This is a genomic window from Acidimicrobiia bacterium (assembly GCA_035651955.1).
Classification (GTDB): Bacteria; Actinomycetota; Acidimicrobiia; order IMCC26256; family JAMXLJ01; genus JAMXLJ01.
In genome coordinates, this window is sequence record DASRES010000069.1 from 30,471 (window position 1) to 52,676 (window position 22,206).

The window sequence follows — 22,206 nt, forward strand, 5'->3', positions numbered from 1 at the left end:
GATGAACGGGGCGTCGCGGACGGTGCTCGCACTCGCACTCGTCGCGACCGCGTCGCTCGCGACGGCTGCTTTCCCGACGACCGGGGCGGCAGCCTCGCAGTCGTCGGCGCCCGAGGCCGTCTACTACGTCGCGGTCGGCGACTCCCTCGCGGCCGGGTACGCCGCGCCGCCCGGTACGGGTTACGCCGACGACCTGCTCACCGCGTACCGGGCCGAGCTCCCGAGCTTGCAGTTGCGCGACTTCGGCTGCGCGAGCGAGACGACCGACACGATGCTCCACGGCGGGATCTGCAGCTACCCCGAGGGCTCCCAGCTCGCGGCCGCCGAGGCCTTCCTGCGCGCGCACGCCGGGCGCGTCGCGGTCGTGACGATCGACATCGGCGGCAACGACGTCGTCGGGTGCGGGCTCAACGGTCTCGACGTCGCGTGCCTGCAACGAGGGCTCGCGACCGTCGGCGCGAACCTGCGGACCATCCTGACCGGTCTGCGCGACGCGGCGGGCGCGGGCGTGCCGATCGTCGGCATGAACTACTTCGACCCGTTCCTCGCGCGCTGGCTGGAAGGACCCGACGGTCAGGCGTTCGCGCGCGCGACGGTCCCGCTCGACGATCAGGTCAGCACGATCCTCGCGCAGGCCTACGGTGCATCCGGTGTGCCGGTCGCCGACGTCGAGGCGGCGTTCGAGACGCACGACTTCTCGACCATGGTCACGCGCCCGTACGGCACGATCCCGCGCAACGTCGCCGACGTCTGCGACTGGCTCGACATGACGTGCAGCAGCACCGGCCCCGACTTCCTCGGCGACGACGCGAACGCGACGGGATACGCGGTGATCGCGGGTGCGATGCGCGCCGTCACGCCGCCGTTGGGTTCGATCCCCCACGCGATCGACAACGGTGTCGCGACGCCACCAGTGCTGGGCCCGGCCGGGGGGAACGACGTCGTCGCGCCGCCTCCTGCGACGGACCCGCCGTCGTCCCAAGGGTCGCCCGCGCCGACCCTGCCCTCGACAGGTGGTGCGCAGGCCGTTCTCGCGCTCGGTGCGATCGCGGCGATCGTGCTCGGTACCACGCTCGCGCGGCGGGCGCGGGTCAGCTCCGGCGCGTCGCGACGAACACCGGGATCGTCCGGTCCGTCTTCTCCTGGTACTCCGCGTACGGCGGGTATGCGTCGACCGCGCGGCGCCACCACACGTCGCGCTCCTCACCGGTGACCTCGCGGACCGTCGCGTCGAAGGGCTCCGGACCGTCCTGGATCGTGACGGCGTCCGGGTCGGCCTTGAGGTTGTGGTACCAGACCGGGTGCTTCGGCGCGCCGCCCATCGACGCGACCAGCGCGTACTCGCCGTCGTGCTCGACGCGCATCAGCGGGGTCTTGCGGAGCTTCCCGGACCTCTTCCCGCGGGTCGTGACGATGACGATCGGCAGGCCGGTGTCCAGCAGCGTGTTCGCCTCACGCCCGCCCGTGCGCTCGTAGGTCTCCACCTGAGTGCGGACCCACTCCCACGGGCTCGGTTCGTACTCACCGTCGAGCGACATGCGAGCCACGCTACCGCGACCGCACCACGACCGGCGATATACGGGCATGGGGTATACTGCATCGGTAATGCACGGGTACACCGACGACAAGGACGCCATCCTCAAGCGGCTGCGCCGGATCGAGGGGCAGGTGCGCGGGTTGCAGCGCATGGTCGACGAGGACCAGTACTGCATCGACGTCCTGACCCAGGTCTCGGCGGTGACGAAGGCGCTGCAGGCCGTCGCGCTCGAGCTGCTCGACGACCACCTCGACCACTGCGTCCGGCAGGCCGTGGGCGAGGGCGGGGCCGAGGCCGACGCGAAGCTCGCGGAGGCGTCCGCAGCCATCGCGCGGCTCGTCCGCTCCTGACAGCGCGGCTCGTCCGCTCCTGACGGCAATCCGGTTGGTCCCGGCGGCCGTACGCTCTCCCAGAGGAGCATCGACTTCCTCGGGAGGTGTGCGATGCAGCAGTACCTCGTCGTCGCCAACCAGACGCTCGCCGGGAACGCGCTCGCCGACGAGCTGTGCGCGCGTGCCGGGCGCGAACGCTGCCGGTTCCACGTCGTGGTCCCGGCGACGCGTCCACACGACCACGTCGTGTGGACCGAGGGGGAGGCGCGCGCGATCGCGTCGCGCCGGCTCGAGGAGGCACTCGCCTGGTTCGGTGGGCTCGGGCTCGACGTCGACGGCGAGGTGGGCGACGAGCGCGCGTTCGACGCCGTGCGCGACGCGCTTCGCGAGGCCCGCTACGACGGCGTCATCCTGTCGACGCTCCCGTCCGGCGTGTCACGCTGGATCGGTCAGGACCTCCCGAACCGCCTGACACGCGCGTTCGGCATCCCGGTCCACCACATCGTCGGCGCGTCGTGGACGGTGCCCACCGGCTCCTGACGCGGCGCCCGCGTCTCCAACCATCCGCGCGCCGCGCGGCGCAGACGGCTCTACTCGAATCATGCGCCGCCTGTTCCCGGATCCGCTCGAAACGGTCGATCTCGACACGCTCGTCGACATGTACGCGCCCGAGCGCATCCCGGCCGGTCCCGCGCACGTGCGCGTGAACATGATCTCGAGCCTCGACGGGGCGATCAGCGTCAACGGACGGTCGGGTCCGCTGGGCGGCGAGCCCGACCACAAGGTGTTCGCGGTGCTGCGCTCGCACGCCGACGTCATCGTCGTGGGCGCCACGACGATGCGTTCCGAGGCGTACGGCCCCGCGCGCCTCGACGAGGACCACGAGCGTCGCCGAGGCGAACGGGGCCAGTCGCCGCAACCGCCGATCGCGGTGATCACGGGCCGTCCGGAGTTCGACTGGACCTCGCCGTTCTTCACCGGTGCACGCGCGCGACCGATCGTCCTCACGACCACCGACGCAGCGACGCAGCTCGAGCAGCGCGACGACGTCGCGAACGTCGCGGACGTGGTGGTCGCGGGCGATCAGCGCGTCGACCTCGCGACCGCGCTCGGCGTCCTCGCGCATCGCGGCGCCCGCGCGGTGCTCGTCGAGGGTGGGCCCGGCATCAACGGTGAGCTCGCACGCGCCGATCTCGTGGACGAGCTGTGTCTCACCCTCTCGCCCCGCATCGTCGGCGGCGAGGGGCCGCGCATCCTGGCCGGACCCGTGATCTCCCCGCCGTACGAGCCCGAGATCCGTCACGTCCTCGAAGAGGACGGGTTCATGTTCCTGCGGATGCGACTGCGTCAGGGCGTGCGCGACGCGGCGCGCGCCTCCTCGGCCTGACGTCGCACGTCGTCCATGTCGAGCGCGCGCACCTGACCGATCAGGTCGTCGAGGACGGGTCCGGGGAGCGCGCCCGGCTGCGCGAACAGCAGGACCTTGTCCCGGAAGACCATCAGCGTCGGGATGGACGAGATCCCCATCGCGGCCGCGAGTTCCTGTTGCGCCTCGGTGTCGACCTTCCCGAACACGATGTCGGGGTTGCTCTCGGACGCGGCCTCGAACACCGGCGCGAACATCCGGCACGGCCCGCACCACGACGCCCAGAAGTCGACGAGCACGATGTCGTTGTCGACGATCGTCGACTCGAAGGTGTCGGCGGTCAGTTCGGTGGTGGGCATGGGACGGCTCCGTGGGTGAGCGTGCGGTGTCTCGGAGTCGAACGAGGCGACGGCGTGCGGTATTCCGCCGTCGTCGAGACTGGCGACGCGACGGTGGGGCCGTCACACTGCACGGACCCGACAGGGAGTCGCCATGACCGTCGACGCCGGCGCCGCCGCTTCGGCCGACATCAGGCTCCGCACGTGCCCGCTGTGCGAGGCGATGTGCGGGCTGCAGTTGCACGTCGAGGACGGGCGGGTGACGCTCATCCGACCGAACCGCGACGACGTGTGGAGCAAGGGCTTCATCTGCCCGAAGGGCACGACGCTCGGTCACATCCACGAGGATCCCGACCGCGTGCGCGTCCCGATGGTGCGTGATGGCGAGACGTGGCGCGAGGTCTCGTGGGACGACGCGTTCGCGCGCTGCGAGGAGCTGTTGCGCGGTGTGATCGACCGTCACGGCATGGAGGCCGTCACAGCGTTCGTCGGGAACCCGACCGCGCACAACTACTCGCTGTCCCGTTACGTCGCCGCGTTCATCGCGATGTCGGGGATCTCGCCGATCTACTCGTCCGGCACCGTCGACCAGTGGCCGAAGAACGTCGTCTGCCAGCTGCTGTACGGGAACATGTGGCAGATCCCCGCGCCCGACGTCGCGCGCACCCACTACTGGCTCGTGATGGGCGCGAACCCGCACGCGTCGATGGGCAGCCTGCTCGCGCGGCCCGACGTGCTCGGCGACATCGAGCGCATCCGTGAACGCGGCGGACGGACCGTCGTCGTCGATCCTCGGCGAACGGGGACCGCCGAGCGTGCCGACGAGTGGGTCCCGATCGTTCCCGGTACCGACGCCGCGTTCCTCCTCGCGATCGTGCACGTGCTGTTCGCGGACGGCCTTGTGACGCTGGGCGACGTCGCGGATCTCGTGGACGGCGTCGACGACGTGGACGCCGTCGCACGCGAGTTCACGCCCGAGGTCGTCAGTCACGCCTGCGGTGTGCCCGCCGAGACGATTCGCCGTCTCGCGCACGAGATCGCCGCCGCGCCGAGCGCCGCGGTGTACGGGCGCATCGGGTTGTGCAACCAGGAGTTCGGCACGCTCGCGTCGTGGCTCGTCGACGTCGTGAACATCCTGACGGGGAACTTCGACCGTCCGGGCGGCCTGATGTTCGGCAACCCGATCGCGTGGCCCATCTCGAGCCTGCCCAACCCCGCGTTCGCGGAAGGTGCCGCGTTCGGGCGCTTCCACAGCCGCGTGCGCGGTGCTCCGGAGGTGCTCGGCCAGTTCCCGGTCTCGTGCCTCGCCGAGGAGATCGCGACGCCGGGTGACGGGCAGTTGAAGGCACTCGTGACGATCGCCGGCAATCCCGTGATCAGCGCGCCCGAGTCGCAACGGCTCGACGACGCGCTCCCGATGCTCGAGTGCATGATCAGCGTCGACAACTGGATCAACGAGACGACTCGTCACGCGCACGTCCTGCTCCCGGGGCTGTCGCCGCTCGAGCAACCGCACTACGACGAGATGATCTGGTCGTGGGCGAGCCGCTCGGCGGGGAAGTGGTCCCCGGCCGTCTTCCCACCCGATCCCGCACGGCCCGACGAGTGGGAGGTGCTGCTCGGGCTCGCCGCGATCTGCCTCGGGCAGCCGCCGACGACCGAGGTGGTCCGTGGACTCGACGACGCGTTCTTCTCCGGTCTCGTCGCTGCGAAGTGCGCCGACGACACGTCACCCGTGTTCGGGCGCGACCCGCAGGAGATCGTCGCCGCGTACGACGCCGGGGGTCCCGATCGCATGGCCGACTTCGCCGTCCGCAGCGGCCGGTGGGGCGACGGATACGGCGCGCGGCCTGACGGGCTCACGCTCCAACACTTCAAGGACGAGCCGAACGGGATCGATCTCGGTCCGATGGTCCCGCGCGTGCGCGAGGTGCTGCGCACACCGTCGCGGCGGATCGAGGTCGCGCCGCGCTACATCACCGACGACGCCGCCCGGCTGCGCGCGCGTCTCGAACGGCCGCGTGACGGTCTCGTGCTCGTGAGTCGTCGGCAGGTCCGCTCCAAGAACTCGTGGCTCCACAACGTCCGCGTGCTCATGAAGGGCAAGGACCGCTGCACGCTCCTCGTCCACCCGGACGACGCGTCGCGCCTGGGGCTCGTCGACGGCGCCCTCGCGCGTGTCGCGTCCGAGGCCGGCAGCGTCGAGGTCCCCGTCGAGGTGAGCGACGAGATGATGCTCGGTGTCGTGTGCCTGCCCCACGGCTGGGGCCACGACCGGCCCGGTACGCGCCAGTCGGTCGCGTCCGAGCACGCGGGCGTCAACAACAACCATCTCGCGCCCGGCCGGCTCGTCGACGCGATCTCGGGCAACGCGGTCGTCAACGGGATCCCGGTCGAGGTCGTGCCCGCCTGACGACGGTCGGCGTGCACGCGACGATGTCGACATGAGCGACCACCAGCCCGGCGCCCGGCTGCCGAGCGAGAGCGACATCGGCATGATCGAGAGCGGCGAGGCGGAGGCGTACGGGCACGTCGCCGCGCGTGCGTTCCACGACGATCCTGCGTTTCGCTACCTGGTCCCCGACGACGCACGACGCCGGCGCGGCCTGCCGACGTTCTTCCGTGCGTCGATCGACGCGACCGCGCCCGAGGGTGCGACGTTCGTCGCGCGCCGGGGCGGGGTCGCGGCGGGTGTCGCGTCGTGGGTGCCGCCCGGCCGGTACCCGCTCCCGGCGGGAACGCAGCTCCGCCAGGCGTTCGGCACGTTGCGGGCGCTGCTCCATGCGCCCCGCGCGATCCCCGACGGCGTGCGCGCGCTCGTCGCGATGGACCGCACGCACCCGCACGACGAGCACTGGTACCTCGCGCTGCTCTGCGTCGACCCGGCCGAGCAGAGCCACGGCTACGGCGCCGCGCTCGTGATGCGAGGACTCGAGCGCGCCGATGCCGACGGGCTGCCCGCGTACCTCGAGACGTCCAATCCCCGGAACCTCGCGTGGTACGGCCGCTTCGGCTTCGTGGTCGAGCGTGAGCTGCGACCGTGGCGCGCGGGCCCGCCGCTGTGGACGATGCGTCGCCCCGCACGCGGGTGACCGTCAGCCGTTCGCGTCCTCGGGCACCGGCAAGAGGTCGGCGGCCTCGTTCCACGTGCGTACGACCCGCGTCTCGTGCTCGAACCCGAGGACGCACAGCGCGGCGGTGTCGAGCGCGAGGAGCCGCCCCGTGTGTGGGTCGACGTCGAGCCAGCACGCGGCGAGGACGCGGAGGATGTGTCCGTGCGCGAACAACGCGGCATCGCCGTCGACGGCCGCCACCTCGGCCAGCACGTGACGCGCGCGCGCCGCGACCTCGTCGATCGTCTCGCCGCCCGGCACCGGACCGTTCCAGATGGTCCATCCGGGCACTCGTTCGCGGATCCGCTCGGTCGTCAGTCCCTCGTACTCGCCGTAGTCCCACTCGCGCAGCGCGGGCTCGACGCGCGCGACGTCGAGGTATCCGGCGATGCGGCACGTCTCCGTCGCGCGCTGCAACGGGCTCGTCAACACGGCGCCGAACGGCCGTCCCCCGAGCCGCCGTCCGAGGGCGCGCGCCTGCTCGCGCCCCTCCTCGGTCAGCGCGACGTCGGTGCGACCCGTGTGCCGCCCCGACGACGACCACTCCGTCGCGCCGTGACGTACGAGCCAGACCTCTCGGACGCGCGGTCGCGCGCCGTCGACGGCCACGCGCCGCTACGCCTTCGGGTCGTGCCAGCCGCCGTCCGCGGCGACGAGCGCATCTGCCTCGCTCGGTCCCCACGAGCCCGGGTCGTACGGGATGGCGCGCGGGTGGTCGCGGATGACCGGGTCGACGACACGCCACGCGGCTTCGACGCCGTCCTCCCGCGCGAACAGGAGCTTCTCGCCCTCGAGCGCGTCGCCGATGAGACGCTCGTACGGCGTCATCTCGTCCGTCGAGCTGTTGCACAGGTAGAGCTCGAGCTGGCGCCCGACGAAGTCCTCACCGGGTCTCTTCGCGCGCGCGCCGAGCGCGATGACGACCTCCGGGTTGAGCCGGAAGCGCAAGTAGTTCGTCTTCCCTGGTGGCGGCTCGGAGTCGGCGAAGACCCGCTGCGGCGGCGCCTTGAGCTCGACCATGACCTCGGTGCACGTCGCCGGCAGCTTCTTGCCGGCCCGCACGTAGAACGGCACGCCCTCCCAGCGCCACGAGTCGATGAAGAAGCGCACCGCGACGTACGTCTCGACGTCGGAGTCGGCGGCGACACCGGGTTCGTCGTGGTAGCCGACGAACTGGCCGCGCACGATGTCGCGCGGTGCCAGCGACCGCATCGCGCGGAACACCTTCTCCTTCTCGTCCCGCAGCGGCTCGATGCCGTCGCCGACGGGCGGTTCCATCGCGAGCAGCGCGATCACCTGGAGCAGGTGGTTCTGGACGACGTCGCGCAGCGCGCCGACCTCTTCGTAGAACTTGCCCCGCCCCTCGACGCCGAACGCCTCGGCCATCGTCACCTGCACGCTCGCGACGTAGTTGCGGTTCCAGATCGGCTCGAGGAACGAGTTCGCGAACCGGAAGTACAAGATGTTCTGGACGGGTTCCTTCCCGAGGTAGTGGTCGATCCTGAACACGCGGTCCTCGGGGAACACGGCGTGCAGCGCCTGGTTCAGCTCGCGCGCGGACTGGAGGTCGCGGCCGAACGGCTTCTCGACGATGACGCGGCCGCCCTTCTCGCACTTCGACGTCGCGAGCCCCTGGATGACCGTCGCGAACAGGCTCGGCGGGATCGCGAGATAGTGCGCGGGGAAGTGCGAGCCGACGAGCGCGGCGGCGAGGCGCTCGAACGTCGTCCCGTCGCGGTAGTCCCCGTGCACGTAGCGCAGCATCGACGCCAGCTTGTCGAAGGCCGGCTCGTCGTCGACGCCGCCGCCGAACTTCTCGATCCCGTCGCGCGCGCGGTCGCGCAACTGGTCGACGGTCCACTGCTCGACCGCGACACCGACGACGGGGACGTCGAGGCGACCCGACTTCGTCAGCTCGTACAGCGAGGGGAAGATCTTCTTGTGCGCGAGGTCGCCGGTCGCGCCGAACAGCACGAGCGCGTCCGAGGGCCGGCCGGGTTCGGTCGCGGCCGGACCGGTCGTGGTCGCTGCAGCGGTGTCGCCGACCGCGGTCACTGCTGGGCCTGCTTCTCGAGGTGCCCGCCGAACTCCTTGCGCATCGCGGACTGCAACCGGTTCGCGAACTCGGCGTTGCCCTGCGACGCGAAGCGCGAGTAGAGCGCGGCGGCGAGCACCTGCGCGGGCACGCCCTCCTCGATCGCGGCCTGGACGGTCCAGCGGCCTTCGCCGGAGTCGGAGACGCGACCGGTGAACCCGTCGAGCGTCGGCGACTCGAGCAACGCGGTAGCGGTGAGGTCGAGCAGCCACGAGCTGATCACGCTGCCGCGTCGCCACACCTCCGCGACCGCGGTCGTGTCGATGTCGAAGTGGTAGTACTGCGGGTCCTGGAGCGGCGCGGTCTCGGCGTCGAACTCCTGCTTGCGCGAGCCGACGTCGGCGTCGTGCAGGATCGCGAGCCCTTCCGCGTACGCGGCCATGATCCCGTACTCGATCCCGTTGTGGACCATCTTGACGAAGTGGCCTGCGCCGTTGGGACCGCAGTACAGGTAGCCGTGCTCGGCGGTCGACGGCTCACCGCTCCGCCCCGGCGTGCGTGGCGCGGCGTCGACACCGGGCGCGAGCGACCGGAAGACCGGGTCGAGCCGTTCGACGACGTCGCGCTCGCCACCGATCATCATGCAGTAGCCGCGTTCGAGGCCGAACACGCCGCCGCTCGTGCCGACGTCCACGTAGTGGATGCCGGTCGGTGCGAGCATCTCGGCGCGGTCGACGTCGTCGCGGTAGTACGAGTTGCCGCCGTCGATGATGACGTCGTCGCGGTCGAGCAGCTTCACGAGCTGATCAACGGTGTCGGCGACGAACGCGGCCGGGACCATCATCCATGCCGCACGCGGACGTTCGAGCTTCGCCACGAAGTCCTCGACCGAGCCCGCGCCGGTCGCGCCCTCGCTCTCGAGCGTCTTCACGGCGTCGGCGTTCACGTCGTACACCACGCAGTCGTGTCCGTCGCGCATGAGGCGGCGCACGAGGTTCGCGCCCATGCGGCCGAGCCCGATCATCCCGAGTTGCATCGCTTCACCCTTCGTCTCGATCCGTGGCCGTGCGACTCGCGGCGCCCGCCGGAGGCGGTGGCTCGGCCAGCGCGCGGTACCGGCGGATCAGCGCGTTCGTCGAGCTGTCGTGGTCGAGTGGCGCGTCCCCAACATCGCGCAGCTGCGGGACGATCCGGTTCGCGAGCACCTTCCCGAGCTCGACACCCCACTGGTCGAAGGAGTTGATGTCCCAGACGGTCCCCTGCGTGAACACCTTGTGCTCGTACGTCGCGACGAGCTGGCCGAGCGTGTAGGGCGTCAGCTGCCCGAGCAGGAGTGTGTTCGTCGGCCGGTTGCCGGGAAACGTCCGGTGCGGCACCTGCTCGGGCGGCACCCCTTCCGCTTCGACCTCGCGGGCCGTCTTGCCGAACGCGAGCGCCTCGGTCTGCGCGAACAGGTTGGCGACGAGGAGGTCCTGGTGGTCGCCGACGTCGTGGTTCGGGCGCACGAACCCGACGAAGTCGCACGGGATCAGCCGCGTGCCCTGGTGGATGAGCTGGTAGAAGGCGTGCTGGCCGTTCGTCCCCGGCTGTCCCCACACGACCGGGCCCGTCTGCAACCGGACGGGGTTGCCGGCGAGGTCGACCGACTTCCCGTTGCTCTCCATGTCGAGCTGCTGGAGGTACGCCGTGAAGCGCGACAGGTACTGGCTGTAGGGCAGCACCGCGTGCGTCTGGGCGCCGAAGAAGTCGATGTACCAGATGCCGATCAGGCCGAGCAGGACGGGCAGGTTCTCGTGGAACGGCGCCCGGCGGAAGTGCTCGTCGATCGCGTGGAACCCGGCGAGCATCTCCGCGAAGCGCTCGGGCCCGATCGCGACCATCAACGACAGGCCGATCGCGGAGTCGTAGGAGTAGCGCCCGCCGACCCAGTCCCAGAAGCCGAACATGTTCGCGGTGTCGATGCCGAACTCCGCGACCTTCTGCGCGTTCGTCGAGACAGCGACGAAGTGACGCTCGACCGCGTCCTCGCCGAGCGCGGCGACGAGCCACTCGCGCGCGGTGCGTGCGTTCGTCAACGTCTCGAGCGTCGTGAACGTCTTCGACGACACCACGAACAGCGTCTGCGCGGGATCGAGATCGTGGAGGGCCTCCCACACGTCGGTGCCGTCGACGTTCGACACGAACCGGAACGTCAGGTCGCGTCGGCTGAAGTCGCGCAACGCCTCGTAGGCCATCGCGGGTCCGAGGTCGGAGCCGCCGATCCCGATGTTGACGACGTTCCGGATCGGCTGCCCCGTCGCGCCGCGCCATGTGCCCGATCGGACCTGCTCCGAGAACGCGCTCATGCGGTCCAGGACGTCGTGGACCTCGGCGACGACGTCGACACCGTCGACGACGAGCGACGTCGCACGCGGCATCCGCAGCGCGACGTGCAGGACGGAACGATCCTCGGTGACGTTGATCCTCTCGCCGGCGAACATCGCGTCGATCCGCTCGCGAAGGCCGGCGCGTGTCGCGAGCGCGCACAGCAGCCGGATCGTCTCCGCCGTGAGGCGGTTCTTCGAGTAGTCCAGGTAGATCCCGTCGACCTCGAGCGTCATGCGCTCGCCGCGGGCCGGATCCGTCGCGAAGAGGTCGCGCAGGTGGACGTCGCGGATCGCGGCGAAGTGGTCGGCGAGCGCCTGCCACTCGGGTGACTCGATGATCGACTGCTCCGGCACCGGGGGCTCCTGAGGACGGGGACGGGAAGATCATGGCTCCGCCGAGCGGGACGCGGGCGCGGGCAGAATCCGTCGGTGCACGAACGCCGGTTGCAACCCCGGGTGCCGGTCGACCTCGCGGCCACCTTGGCGCCGTTGCAGCGCGGTCGCCACGACCCGTGCACGCGGGTTCGGCCCGACGACGTCTGGCGGGCGACCCGTACTCCGTGCGGTCCCGTCACGACCCGCATCATGCGCGACCGCGACGACGTCGTCGTGCGCGCGTGGGGTCCTGGGGGGGCATGGGCGCTCGAGCGCGTCGAGGCGCTCCTCGGGCTCGACGACGACGCGACGGACTTCGTCCCTCGCGACGGGCTGGTCGCCGAGCTGCACCGGCGGAACCCCGGTCTCCGGCTCGGCGCGAGCGGAGCGGTCGTGGAAGCCGCGGTGGCGTCCGTCGTCGAGCAGCGCGTCACGTCGATCGAGGCGCACCGCAGCTACGCGCGGCTCGTGCGCCGATACGGCGAGCGCGCGCCGGGACCGGCCGGTGCGGCCGGGCTGATGGTGCCGCCGGTACCGGAGCGGCTTCGCAGCCTCCCGTACTGGGCGTTCCACCCGCTCGGCATCGAGCGACGCCGTGCCGACACGATCCGGCGTCTGTGCGCCCGGGCGACGAGCCTCGAACGCATCGCGACGCTCGACGCGCACGACGCGCAGCGCGCGCTGCGATGTGTCGACGGTGTCGGCCCGTGGACCGCGGCCGAGGTCGCGAGCGTCGCGCTGGGTGACCGCGACGCGGTGAGCGTCGGCGACTACCACCTGCCCGGCATCGTGTCGTGGTCGCTCGCGGGCGAGCGCGACGGCGACGACGCGCGCATGCTCGAGCTGCTCGAGCCGTACCGGCCGCAGCGGGCCCGTGTGATCAGGCTGCTGATGCGGGGTGGGTCGGGCCCGCCCCGCCGTGCTCCGCGCGCGCGTCTGCGCGCCATTGAGCGCATCTGAAGCGAGACCCCGACTCGTTCACGCCGGTGGTCTCGCGAGCGGCTGCCGCCCCGCGAACCCGTCCTCGGGCCAGTGCCACCACGCGAGCTCGGGCTCGTCGACGATCCAGCACAGCCAGTAGTCCCGCCCGCTGGGAGCCACCGCGTGGAAGTCGACCAGTCCGCGCTCGACGTCGCGCAGGACGATGCCGTCCCGGTCGAGCTCGGCGAGCAGCGCCTGCACCTGCGTGTCGAGCGGTCCACCCTCGCGGTGCCCGTTCGTCCCGGCGTGGCCGTTGCCGGCGACGTTCGCCGCGCGCTCGCGGGCCTCGGTCATCAGGTCGCGGACGCGCTCGACGATCGCGTGCACGCGCTCGAGGGCGGCGTTCGCCTCGTCGACCGTCCAGATCCGCATCGGCGGAACGCTAGATGTGCCGTGAAGCGTCGGCACGGACCCCGCCGGTGACGCCGGTACGATGCGCGGACGTGTCACCGCGCCGCGACTCCGAGCCCGACGACGCCCGCACGCGCGCGGCGCGCGATCGCGTCGCGTACTTCGGACCGCGCGGAACGTTCACCGAGGAGGCCGTGCTCACACAGGCGGACCTCGCCGAGCAGTCGCTCGTGCCGATCGCGACCGTCCCGCAGGTCATCTCGACCGTCGAGCACGGCGACGCCGATTGGGGTGTCGTCCCGATCGAGAACTCCATCGAGGGATCGGTCTCGGTCACGCTCGACACGCTCGCGTTCGAGAGCGAGCTGCTGATCCAGCGCGAGATCGACCTGCCGATCGTGCTGAACCTCTGCGCGCGCCCGGGGACGCGCATCGACGATGTCACGACCGTCCTGTCCCATCCGCACGCGCACGCGCAGTGCCGGGGTTGGATGTCGCGCAAGCTTCCCGACGCGACGCTCGTGGCCGCGAACTCCACGGCCGAGGCGGCGCGGCAGGTGTCGCGCTCGCGCCGGACCGACCAGGCCGCGATCGGAACGGCGTTCGCCGCGGAGCTGTACGGGCTCGAACTGCTCGCCAGCGAGATCGAGGACCACCCCGAGAACCGCACGCGCTTCGTGCTGCTCGGCCGTGGCGTCCCCGGTCCGACGGGGCACGACAAGACGTCGATCGTGTGCTTCCAGCGCGAGGACAAGCCCGGCTCGCTGCTCGCGATCCTCCAGGAGTTCGCGGCGCGAGGCATCAACCTCAACAAGCTCGAGTCACGTCCGACGAAGCGGGGGCTGGGCCAGTACTGCTTCTTCATCGACTGCACCGGACACATCGCCGACGAGGTCGTCGCCGACTGTCTCCGAACGCTCGCCGCGCGGCAGGCCGAGGTGAAGTTCCTCGGCTCGTACCCCGTCGCGGGTGAAGAGGAGGCGCACGCGCGCCGGACCGCGGTCGGGCGCGCCGCGCGTGCCGCGGAGCGTTGGATGGACGGCCTCCGGGCCCAGATCCGCGCCGAGGGACACGCGTGATCGACCTCCGCCGACTCCGCGACGACGCCGAGTACCGCGCCGGTGTCGAGCGCAAGCGCGTTCGCGCGGGCCTCGTCGACGAGGTGCTCGCGGCCGACGAGGAGCGACGCCGCGTGCAGAGCGAGGTGCAGGAGCTGCGCGCCCGCCAGAACGCGGCGTCGAAGGAGATCGGCAAGGCGTCGCCCGACGAACGGCCGGCGAAGATCGCCGCCGCGACGGAGCTCAAGGAGGCGGTCGCGGCCGTGGAGCCGCGACTGACGGAGGTCGAGGCGCGCCTGCGCGAGCTCGCGCTGCAGGTCCCGAACCCGGCTGACCCGCGCGTGCCCGAGGGCGGCGAGGACGAGGGCGAGGTGCTGCGCGAGGTCGGGGAGGTCGGTCCGGCGCCCGCGCTGGACCACGCCGCGTTCGGTGCCGCGCTCGGCCTGGTCGACACCGAGCACGCCGCCGAGGTGAGCGGCTCCCGGTTCGCGTACCTGATGCGCGAGGCTCCCTTGCTCGAGCTCGCGCTCGTGCAGTGGGTGATGGCGCGTCTCGTCGCGGGCGGATTCACGCCCGTCGTCCCGCCCGTCCTCGTCCGCGAGTCCGCGATGGAGGAGGCGGGCTTCTTCCCGACCGACCGCAACCAGGTGTACGACGTCGACGAAGGCGAGCTGTTCCTCGTGGGCACCGCGGAGGTGCCGTTGTCGGGGCTGCACCGCGGCGAGATCGTCGACGCGGACGCGCTGCCGCTGCGTTACGGCGGGTTCTCGTCGTGCTTCCGCCGCGAGGCAGGCACGTACGGCAAGGACACGCGCGGCATCTTCCGCGTCCACCAGTTCGACAAGGTCGAGATGTTCTCGTACGCGCACCCGAGCCGGTCCTGGGAGGAGATGGACGCGCTGCTCGCGGTCGAGGAGTCGATCGTCGGTGGTCTCGGGTTGCCGTACCGCGTCGTCGACATCGCGGCCGGCGACCTCGGTCCGGCCGCGGCACGCAAGCTCGACATCGAGGTGTGGCTGCCGTCCGAGCAGCGCTACCGCGAGCTGACGAGCTGCTCCAACTATCTCGACTTCTCCGCGCGCCGCCTCGGCACGCGCGTCCGCGACGACCGCGAGACGATGCTCGTCCACACGCTCAACGGCACCGCGTGCGCGATCTCGCGCACGCTCGTCTTCCTCTTCGAGCACTGCCAGGAGCCCGACGGGTCGTTCGCCGTCCCCGACGTGTTGCGCCCCTACTGCGGCTTCGAGCGCATCGAGTCCCGTACCTGAACGAGTACGCGCACGCGTACGCTCGTCACCGGAGGGATGCCGGAGTGGCCGAACGGGGGAGTCTTGAAAACTCTTGAGCGCGAGCTCCGCGGGTTCGAATCCCGCTCCCTCCGCCAGACACGCAAGGCCTCGTGACGATGACGACGCACGGCGCCGTCATCGTCGTTCGCAGCCGAGCCGCAGCAACGCGACCGATTGTGACGCCATCGGCACCGTGACGGCCTCGTGGTGCGCCGGATGGAGAACCGAGACGTCCGCGAGGCTCGTCGAGCTCGCGTCGAGCGTCGCGAGTGTCGTCGTCCGTTCACCGAGGCAGCGCGGGAGCTCGCCGTGCAGGTCGACCTCGACCGTGCGTGCGGGCGCGCCGGTGGCGACGAAGTTCGTGAGCAGTACGTCGATGCAGCTCCGGTCGCGCGTCGCTCGCGCCCACAGGCCCGATGCCGGGTCGTCGCCGCCGGTGAGCAGCCGGTCGCCGGTCACCGTCCACGCGCGGAACACCCACCACGACGGCTTCGGTGTGCCGTCGGCGTGGACGAGCCCCCAGTCGCCGGGGTGGTCGTCGCTCCCCGAGATCGCGCGGTAGAACGCGGCGGCGTCGAGCCCGGCGCGCTCCATCTCGATGAGGATGCCGGCGTCCAGCGCGGCGCCCTCGGCGTCGTCGTGGCGGAGGTCGTAGCCGCCCGCGGACACGTTCCACTCGTCGATGATCAGCTGCGGTGAGAGGCCACTGCCCTGGAGCGCGGTCTGGATCCGGGACCGCATCGCGGCGATCTCCGACGAGTACTGCAGCGGCGTGGAGTTCGGGTTGCGCTTCGCGAGCGCCTGGTAGATCGGGAGAGGCAGGTTGCCCTCGGGACCGTCGGGACCGAGGAACGGCGAGTTGGCGTACTTGTGCCAGCTCACGAAGTCGAGCGGCAGTCCGGCCGCGGCCACGGCCTGCACGTAGGGAACGAGGTTCGAGCTGTTCGGCCCCGCGTCGGCCGGCCCGCCGATCTGGAGCGGCAGGCCCGTCTCGCGCTTCACGTCGGCGACCGCCTGGTGGTCACGGAGCGCCATGGCGACGAACTCCGCGATCGTGTCCTGCCAGAAGATCGTGATGTCCGGCTCGTTCCACACCTCGAACCGGTAGGCCGGTTGCGGCGCCGTCGCCAGTGTCCGCACGACCTGCGTGACGAGCGCCTGCCACGCGTCGAGATCGGAGGGTCCCATCCGCGTGGGGTCGTGCGTCGTCCCGGCTCGCGCCGCGCCGAGCCACGTCGGCATGTACGACAGGATCACCAGCGGCTCGGCCCCGATCGCCCGCACCTGCGCGACCCTTTGCAGCAGCGGTTGGAGGTCCAGCTGACCGGGCCCGGTGCTGCGGTCCTGCAGGCTGCCGTCGATCCGCACGATCGCAGGCTGCACGGGCGCGACAGGTGCGACCGTGCTGCCGCTGTTCCACACCACGCCCGTCAGGTTCCGGTTCGGTGCTCCGACGGACAGGTCGACCGCGACGTTCACGTGGTCGGTCGGCGTGGCTGCCGGCGCGCTCGCCGGTCGAGCGGCGATCGGTGTGTCGCCGCCGGCGGCGATCGGCGGGCACTCGGTGGCCTGCGGCGAACCGATCGGGATCGGGCGGCAGGCCTGGAGCGTCCCGGCACCCAGGACGAGGACGAGGACCGCGACTGCCCGCCGACCGAACCGCATGCCAGAACCGCGATTGTCGCGCGGCCGCGCGCGTCGCCGCCTTCCGGGCGCTCGCGTGACTCGCGATCGTCGTGGCGACGTCGCTCGCGCCGGGGTCGCTCGGCTCAGATCACAGGCCGACGCGCGGCGCGCAGCCCCAGCCGGTGTAACCGAACTGCGCTCGCACGCGCTCCGCGACGACGATCTGCTGGTCGCGCGTCGCCATGCCCGCGTTCGGCGCGAACTCGCGTCCACCGAACGCGTCCCACGTGCCGTTGTAGAAGCCGAGCCCGCCGGAGTAGCGCGCGCCGCGCATGCTCCAGTTCCCGCCCGTCTCGCATTGCGCGAGCCGGTCCCACACCGCGTCCTGCGCCGCGCGCGCCTGCGCCGCGGCAGCGAGCTGCGCGGCGAGGTCGCGTTGCCTCTGGAGCTCGGTCGCGGCCGCGAGTCGCGTGACGCGCGAGAACGTCGTCGTCATCGGGTGACCGACCGCGTCGCGTGCGAGCCCGTCGCCGGCGGAGACGGGTACGAGCTGACGGGCGAGCGCGAGGTCTGCATCGAATTGCCTCGTGTGCAGGTCCTGTTTCGTGTGGACGTCGTCGGGCTTCTGCGACGTTCCCGCGTCCGCAGGTGTGTTCGCGGTCACCGCGAACGCGGCTGTCGTAGCGACCGCGGCCGCGCAACACGTCGCGACGAGCGTGACGACGCGATGTCGGCGGTGTCGCCGCCGGTGTCGTGATGTTGGCGCCGTCCTGCGCGCTGCGTGGTGGCGCGAGCGCGAGTCGAGGCGTGACGCGACGAAGCCGGAACGGCGCGTGGGCATGACTCGGTTCTCCTCGGGTTCTCGCACGGCAACGGTCCGCCCGCCGGCCGCGCATGACGGGAACCTCCGCACACGTGCATGCGAAGGGTCGGGATCGGGGAAGCACAGGCACCGGTGCCCGCCGGACACGCGACGGGAGAGCCCGTGCGGCTGATGGCGCTCGCCGATACCCACGTGCGTCCGGGAGCGAAACCGCAGCTCCCGGAGGCCGTCTACGACGCGCTCACGGGCATCGACCTGGTGTTGCACGCCGGCGACGTGGTCGGCCGGGACCTCCTGCTCGAGCTGTCGGCGTTCGCCCCCGTGCACGCAGTGCTGGGGAACAACGACCACGAGCTGGTCGGCGTGCTGCCCGAGACGCTAACGACGACGGTCGAGGGCGTTCGCATCGGGATGGTCCACGAGCCGGGGCCGCGTGCCGGTCGAATGTCACGTTTGCGCCGTCGCTTCCCCGACTGCGACCTGGTCGTCTTCGGGCACACGCACGAGCCGTGTGACGAGATCGGCGTCGACGGCCAGCGCCTGTTCAATCCGGGTTCGCCGACCCAGCGTCGCCGCGCGCCCTACCGGTCGTACGGGCTCCTGGACGTGCACGAGGGAGCGATCACGTCGCACCGCATCGTCCAGATCCCCGCGACGTGAGCGGAGGACGGGGGCCCGACGCCGGCGGTTACCCTCGTCACACGATGAGCACCGTCCGCGATGGCACGCGCGTGGAGCAGCGCGGGTGGATCCGTCGGATGGGCACGTACCTGCGCCCGCACAGCGGCAAGGTGTTCGTCGCGTTCGGCGCGGCGGTGCTCGGCACGACGATCGCCGCGTTCAGTCCCATCGTCGAACGCGCGGTCGTAGACGACGGGATCGTCGCGCGGCACGGGTCGCTCACCGGATGGTTGATCCTGCTCGTCGTCTTCGGTGTCGCGCGCTTCGGTGCGGCATACGTGCGTCGCTACTGGGGCGGTCGCGTCAGCCTGGACGTGCAACACGACCTGCGCACTGCGATCTTCGAGCAGCTGCAACGCCTCGACTTCGCGCGACACGACGAGATGCAGACCGGTCAGCTCGTGAGCCGCGCGAGCTCCGACGTCACGCTCATCCAGGGTCTGCTCGCGTTCCTGCCGATCGCGCTCGGCAACGTGATCATGTTCATCGTCTCCGTCGCGCTCATGGTGTGGCTGTCGCCGCTCCTGACGGTGATCATGCTCGTCGTCGCGCCGCTGCTGCTGTTCACCGCGGTGAAGCTGCGGACGACGATCTTCCCGGCCAGCTGGGACGCGCAGCAAAAGGCCGGCGAGGTCGCGATCGTCGTCGAGGAAGCCGTCACGGGTGTGCGCGTCGTGAAGGGCTTCGGCCAGGAGCAGCAGGAGCTCGACCGGCTCGTCGCCGACGCACGCCGGCTGTACGGGTCGCGCACGCGGCTCGTCCGGATCCAGGCGCGGCTGCAGGCCGTGCTGCAGACGATCCCCGCGCTCGCGCAGGTCGCGGTGCTCGCGCTGGGCGGGTGGCTCGCGCTGCACGGTGAGATCACGATCGGCACGTTCTACGCGTTCATGGCGTACGTCTCGAACCTCGTGCCTCCCGTGCGCATGCTCGCGGGCGTCCTGACGGTCGGGCAGCTCGCGCGCGCCGGCGCGGAGCGCGTCTTCGACCTGCTCGACTCCAACCCGCTCGTCACGGAGTCACCCGACGCCACCGAGCTGCCACGTTCACACGGGGACGTGGCGTTCGACGGCGTCACGTTCGGCTACCTGCGCTCCGAGCCCGTGCTGCACGAGTTCTCGTTGCACGTCGCTCCCGGCGAGACGGTCGCGCTCGTCGGGACCTCGGGCTCGGGGAAGTCGACGGTCGGTTTGCTCCTCCCTCGGTTCTACGACGTGCAGCAGGGTGCCGTGCGCGTCGACGGCGTGGACGTGCGCGACGTGACGCTGTCGTCGTTGCGCAACCAGATCGGTGTGGTGTTCGAGGACAGCTTCCTCTTCTCCGACACGGTACGGGCGAACATCGCGTTCGGCCGGCCCGACGCGACCGACGACGACGTGATCGCTGCCGCGCGCGCCGCCGAGGCGCACGAGTTCATCGAGCGCCTCCCGGAGGGGTACGACACGGTCGTCGGGGAGCAGGGCCTCACGCTGTCGGGCGGTCAACGACAACGCGTCGCACTCGCGCGCGCGTTGTTGACCAGGCCGCGGATCCTGCTGCTCGACGACGCCACGTCGTCCGTCGACGCGCGCGTCGAGGAGGAGATCCACGCGACCTTGTCACGGCTGCTCGAGGGACACACGACGATCCTCATCGCGCACCGCCGGTCGACGCTCGCGCTCGCGGACCGCATCGTCGTCGTCGACGCCGGCGCGGTCCTCGACAGCGGCACGCACGACGAGCTGTGGGCGCGGTGCCGGCTCTACCGGACCCTGCTGTCCGGCCCGGGCGAGGACGCCGAGGGCGTCGACGCGGAGGACGACCTCGCCGAGGCGGCGGCCGGAGCGGATCCCCTCGACGTGTTGAGCGACGAGGGCGTCACCGTGTCCGCGTGGCAGGTCCGCGAGGAGCAGGACGGGCTCGTCGGCGCCGCGCCGGTGGCGGCCGCCAACCGGGGCATGGGGTTCGGCGGCGGCGGAGGTGGCGGCGGTTGGGCGGGCGGGGCCGGGATGGCGCTCGCCCCGACCCCGGAGCTGCTCGCCAAGGTCGCGCGGCTCCCGGCCGCGCGCGAGGAGCCGCGCGTCGACGTCACGTACGAGACGCGCATGGGTGAGCGGTTCCGCCTGGCGGAGTTCCTCCGCCCGTACCGCGCCGCGCTCGCGTTCGGCATCCTGCTGGTCGCGCTCGACGGCATCGCGACGCTGCTCGGTCCCGCGCTCGTGAAGGCGGGGCTCGACCGCGGTGTGGCGGCGCGCTCGACGGGCGCGCTGTTCGCGATCACGGGCGCGTTCCTCGTGGTCACGCTTCTCGACTGGCTCGACATGTGGGCCGAGACCGTCGTGACCGGAACGACCGCGGAGCGGTTGCTGTTCGCACTCCGGGCCAAGATCTTCGCCCACCTCCAGCGTCTCGGCGTCGACTACTACGAGCAGGAGATGGCCGGGCGCGTCATGACGCGCATGACGACCGACGTCGACGCGCTCTCGCAGCTCCTGCAGAACGGGCTCGTGAACGCGCTCGTCAACGTCGTGACGTTCGTCGGCGTGGGCATCGCGCTCGCCGTCATGAACCCGCGGCTCGCCGGGATCGCGGCGCTCGCGCTCCCACCGCTCGTCGTCGCGACGCTCCTGTTCCGCCGGGCGTCGAGCCGCGCGTACGAGCGCGCCCGCGAGCGGATCGCCGCGGTGAACGCGAACCTCCAGGAGGGACTGTCCGGCGTTCGGGTGTCGCAGGCCTTCGGGCAGGAAGGGCGCAGCTCCCGCGAGTTCGAGGACGTCGCCCGCGGATACCTCGACGCCCGTCTCCGCGCGCAGCAGCTCGTCGCGATGTACTTCCCGTTCGTCGAGATGCTCTCGGAGCTCACCGCGGCGATGGTCCTCGCGGCGGGCGCAGCACTGCTGCCGAGCGGTGCCCGGTCGGGCGCCGCCGTGATCGCCTTCCTCCTGTACCTCGATCTGTTCTTCACGCCGATCCAGCAGCTGTCGCAGGTCTTCGACTCCTGGCAGCAGGCGCGAGTGTCGCTCGGTCGCATCGGGGAGCTGCTCGACACGCCGAGCTCCGTCCCGCCGCCTGTCGACGCGGTGGTGCCCGGACGTCTCCGTGGGGAGATCACGTTCGAGCACGTTCGCTTCCGCTATCCGACCGCGGTCGACGACGCGCTGCGCGACGTCGATCTGCGCGTGTCGCCGGGTGAGTCCGTCGCGCTGGTCGGCGAGACCGGTGCGGGCAAGTCGACGATCGTGAAGCTGGTCGCGCGCTTCTACGACGTGAGCGGCGGCCGCGTGCTCGTCGACGGCGTGCCCGTCGACCGCTACGAGCCCTCCGCGTACCACGCGCAGCTCGGCGTCGTCCCCCAGGAGGCGTTCCTGTTCTCGGGCACGATCCGCGACAACATCGCGTACGGACGGCGGGACGCGACCCACGCCGAGGTCGAGGCCGCCGCGCGCGCGGTCGGGGCGCATGCGTTCATCGCGTCACTGCCGAACGGCTACCTGCAGCACGTCAGCGAGCGCGGCCGGTCCCTGTCGTCCGGGCAGCGTCAGCTCATCGCGCTCGCACGCGCGCGACTCGTCGACCCCGCGATCCTGCTGCTCGACGAGGCGACCTCGAACCTCGACCTCGCGACCGAGGCGGTCGTCACGCGCGCGATGGGCATCGCGGCCCGGGGCCGCACGACGTTGTTGATCGCGCACCGTCTGCAGACCGCGCGCCTCGCGGACCGGATCGTCGTCGTCGACGACGGTTGCATCGTCGAGGACGGGACACACGACGAGCTCGTGCGCCACGAGGGCCGGTACGCAGAGATGTGGGCGGCGTCCGCCCCCGAGGCACGCGCCGTCTGACTCGCCGTACGCTCCCACGCCATGCCCGACTCGACCGAGATGACGCGCGGCGACCGGAGCGACGGAGGAGCGCAGGTCGCTCGCCAGGGAGACGTAGCGCAGGCCTGGGCGGAG

General features: G+C 71.4%; 19 protein-coding genes, 1 tRNA gene and 1 pseudogene. 12 read left to right on the forward strand and 9 right to left on the reverse strand.

The window, feature by feature from the left end; all coding sequences use genetic code 11:
- Position 1 precedes the first annotated feature (1 nt).
- Positions 2-682, forward strand: a pseudogene (locus VFC33_14475) (GDSL-type esterase/lipase family protein).
- A 409-nt stretch (positions 683-1,091) separates the two neighbouring features.
- Here the strand turns inward: VFC33_14475 and VFC33_14480 are convergent.
- Positions 1,092-1,538: a nitroreductase family deazaflavin-dependent oxidoreductase gene (locus VFC33_14480; protein HZR14444.1), complete on the reverse strand. Its 447-nt coding sequence runs from the start codon at positions 1,536-1,538 to the stop codon at positions 1,092-1,094.
- A 67-nt stretch (positions 1,539-1,605) separates the two neighbouring features.
- Here VFC33_14480 and VFC33_14485 point away from each other — a divergent pair, with 67 nt between their 5' ends.
- From VFC33_14485 to VFC33_14495, 3 genes are all read left to right on the forward strand, one after another.
- Positions 1,606-1,887, forward strand: a complete 282-nt coding sequence (locus VFC33_14485; protein ID HZR14445.1) for a metal-sensitive transcriptional regulator — start codon at positions 1,606-1,608, stop codon at positions 1,885-1,887.
- Between the two features lie 93 nt (positions 1,888-1,980).
- Positions 1,981-2,409, forward strand: coding sequence for a hypothetical protein (locus VFC33_14490; GenBank protein ID HZR14446.1), 429 nt, complete (start codon positions 1,981-1,983; stop codon positions 2,407-2,409).
- A 61-nt stretch (positions 2,410-2,470) separates the two neighbouring features.
- A complete protein-coding gene (locus VFC33_14495) occupies positions 2,471-3,256 on the forward strand; it encodes a pyrimidine reductase family protein (GenBank protein HZR14447.1) in 786 nt (261 codons plus the stop codon).
- On the opposite strand, the gene trxA is transcribed toward VFC33_14495, so the two are convergent.
- Positions 3,217-3,594, reverse strand: coding sequence for a thioredoxin (gene trxA / locus VFC33_14500; protein HZR14448.1), 378 nt, complete (start codon positions 3,592-3,594; stop codon positions 3,217-3,219). The two genes, VFC33_14495 and trxA, sit on opposite strands and share 40 nt — an antisense overlap.
- 133 nt (positions 3,595-3,727) lie before the next feature.
- On the opposite strand from trxA, the gene VFC33_14505 reads away from it, so the two are divergent.
- Together VFC33_14505 and VFC33_14510 are read left to right on the forward strand one after the other, a co-directional pair.
- Entirely contained in the window at positions 3,728-5,986 is a 2,259-nt protein-coding gene (locus VFC33_14505) for a molybdopterin-dependent oxidoreductase (GenBank protein HZR14449.1), read from the forward strand.
- Between the two features lie 31 nt (positions 5,987-6,017).
- Positions 6,018-6,665 (forward strand): GNAT family N-acetyltransferase, encoded by a 648-nt coding sequence (locus VFC33_14510; GenBank protein HZR14450.1) that lies wholly within the window; start codon positions 6,018-6,020, stop codon positions 6,663-6,665.
- A gap of 3 nt (positions 6,666-6,668) precedes the next feature.
- On the opposite strand, the gene VFC33_14515 is transcribed toward VFC33_14510, so the two are convergent.
- Genes VFC33_14515 through pgi form a run of 4 tightly spaced genes read right to left on the reverse strand, consistent with a single transcriptional unit; the run spans position 6,669 to position 11,441 of the window.
- A complete protein-coding gene (locus tag VFC33_14515; GenBank protein ID HZR14451.1) occupies positions 6,669-7,295 on the reverse strand; it encodes a histidine phosphatase family protein in 627 nt (208 codons plus the stop codon).
- Positions 7,296-7,301: 6 nt separating this feature from the next.
- A complete protein-coding gene (zwf, locus tag VFC33_14520; GenBank protein ID HZR14452.1) occupies positions 7,302-8,741 on the reverse strand; it encodes a glucose-6-phosphate dehydrogenase in 1,440 nt (479 codons plus the stop codon).
- Positions 8,738-9,757: a decarboxylating 6-phosphogluconate dehydrogenase gene (gene gnd, locus VFC33_14525; GenBank protein ID HZR14453.1), complete on the reverse strand. Its 1,020-nt coding sequence runs from the start codon at positions 9,755-9,757 to the stop codon at positions 8,738-8,740. The genes zwf and gnd overlap by 4 nt, the downstream gene beginning before the upstream one ends.
- Positions 9,758-9,761: 4 nt before the next feature.
- Positions 9,762-11,441: a glucose-6-phosphate isomerase gene (pgi, locus tag VFC33_14530; GenBank protein HZR14454.1), complete on the reverse strand. Its 1,680-nt coding sequence runs from the start codon at positions 11,439-11,441 to the stop codon at positions 9,762-9,764.
- A gap of 75 nt (positions 11,442-11,516) precedes the next feature.
- Between pgi and VFC33_14535 the strand changes: the two genes are divergently transcribed.
- The gene (locus VFC33_14535; protein ID HZR14455.1) at positions 11,517-12,422 is read left to right on the forward strand and encodes a DNA-3-methyladenine glycosylase 2 family protein; all 906 of its coding nucleotides are present in this window, start codon (positions 11,517-11,519) and stop codon (positions 12,420-12,422) included.
- 18 nt (positions 12,423-12,440) lie between these two features.
- On the opposite strand, the gene VFC33_14540 is transcribed toward VFC33_14535, so the two are convergent.
- Positions 12,441-12,815 (reverse strand): DUF2203 domain-containing protein, encoded by a 375-nt coding sequence (locus VFC33_14540; GenBank protein HZR14456.1) that lies wholly within the window; start codon positions 12,813-12,815, stop codon positions 12,441-12,443.
- Positions 12,816-12,886: 71 nt separating this feature from the next.
- Here VFC33_14540 and pheA point away from each other — a divergent pair, with 71 nt between their 5' ends.
- From pheA to VFC33_14555, 3 genes are all read left to right on the forward strand, one after another.
- Positions 12,887-13,873, forward strand: a complete 987-nt coding sequence (gene pheA, locus VFC33_14545) for a prephenate dehydratase (protein HZR14457.1) — start codon at positions 12,887-12,889, stop codon at positions 13,871-13,873.
- The gene (serS, locus tag VFC33_14550; GenBank protein ID HZR14458.1) at positions 13,870-15,123 is read left to right on the forward strand and encodes a serine--tRNA ligase; all 1,254 of its coding nucleotides are present in this window, start codon (positions 13,870-13,872) and stop codon (positions 15,121-15,123) included. Before pheA ends, serS begins: the two co-directional genes overlap by 4 nt.
- Before the next feature lie 30 nt (positions 15,124-15,153).
- Positions 15,154-15,239: transfer RNA gene (locus VFC33_14555), tRNA-Ser, on the forward strand.
- Between the two features lie 40 nt (positions 15,240-15,279).
- Here VFC33_14555 and VFC33_14560 read toward each other — a convergent pair.
- Both VFC33_14560 and VFC33_14565 read right to left on the reverse strand, forming a co-directional pair.
- Positions 15,280-16,809 (reverse strand): hypothetical protein, encoded by a 1,530-nt coding sequence (locus VFC33_14560; GenBank protein HZR14459.1) that lies wholly within the window; start codon positions 16,807-16,809, stop codon positions 15,280-15,282.
- 109 nt (positions 16,810-16,918) lie between these two features.
- Entirely contained in the window at positions 16,919-17,434 is a 516-nt protein-coding gene (locus VFC33_14565; protein HZR14460.1) for a transglycosylase family protein, read from the reverse strand.
- A gap of 330 nt (positions 17,435-17,764) precedes the next feature.
- Between VFC33_14565 and VFC33_14570 the strand changes: the two genes are divergently transcribed.
- Entirely contained in the window at positions 17,765-18,253 is a 489-nt protein-coding gene (locus tag VFC33_14570; protein ID HZR14461.1) for a metallophosphoesterase family protein, read from the forward strand.
- Positions 18,254-18,297: 44 nt separating this feature from the next.
- Positions 18,298-22,092, forward strand: a complete 3,795-nt coding sequence (locus tag VFC33_14575) for an ABC transporter ATP-binding protein (GenBank protein ID HZR14462.1) — start codon at positions 18,298-18,300, stop codon at positions 22,090-22,092.
- Positions 22,093-22,206: the final 114 nt, after the last annotated feature.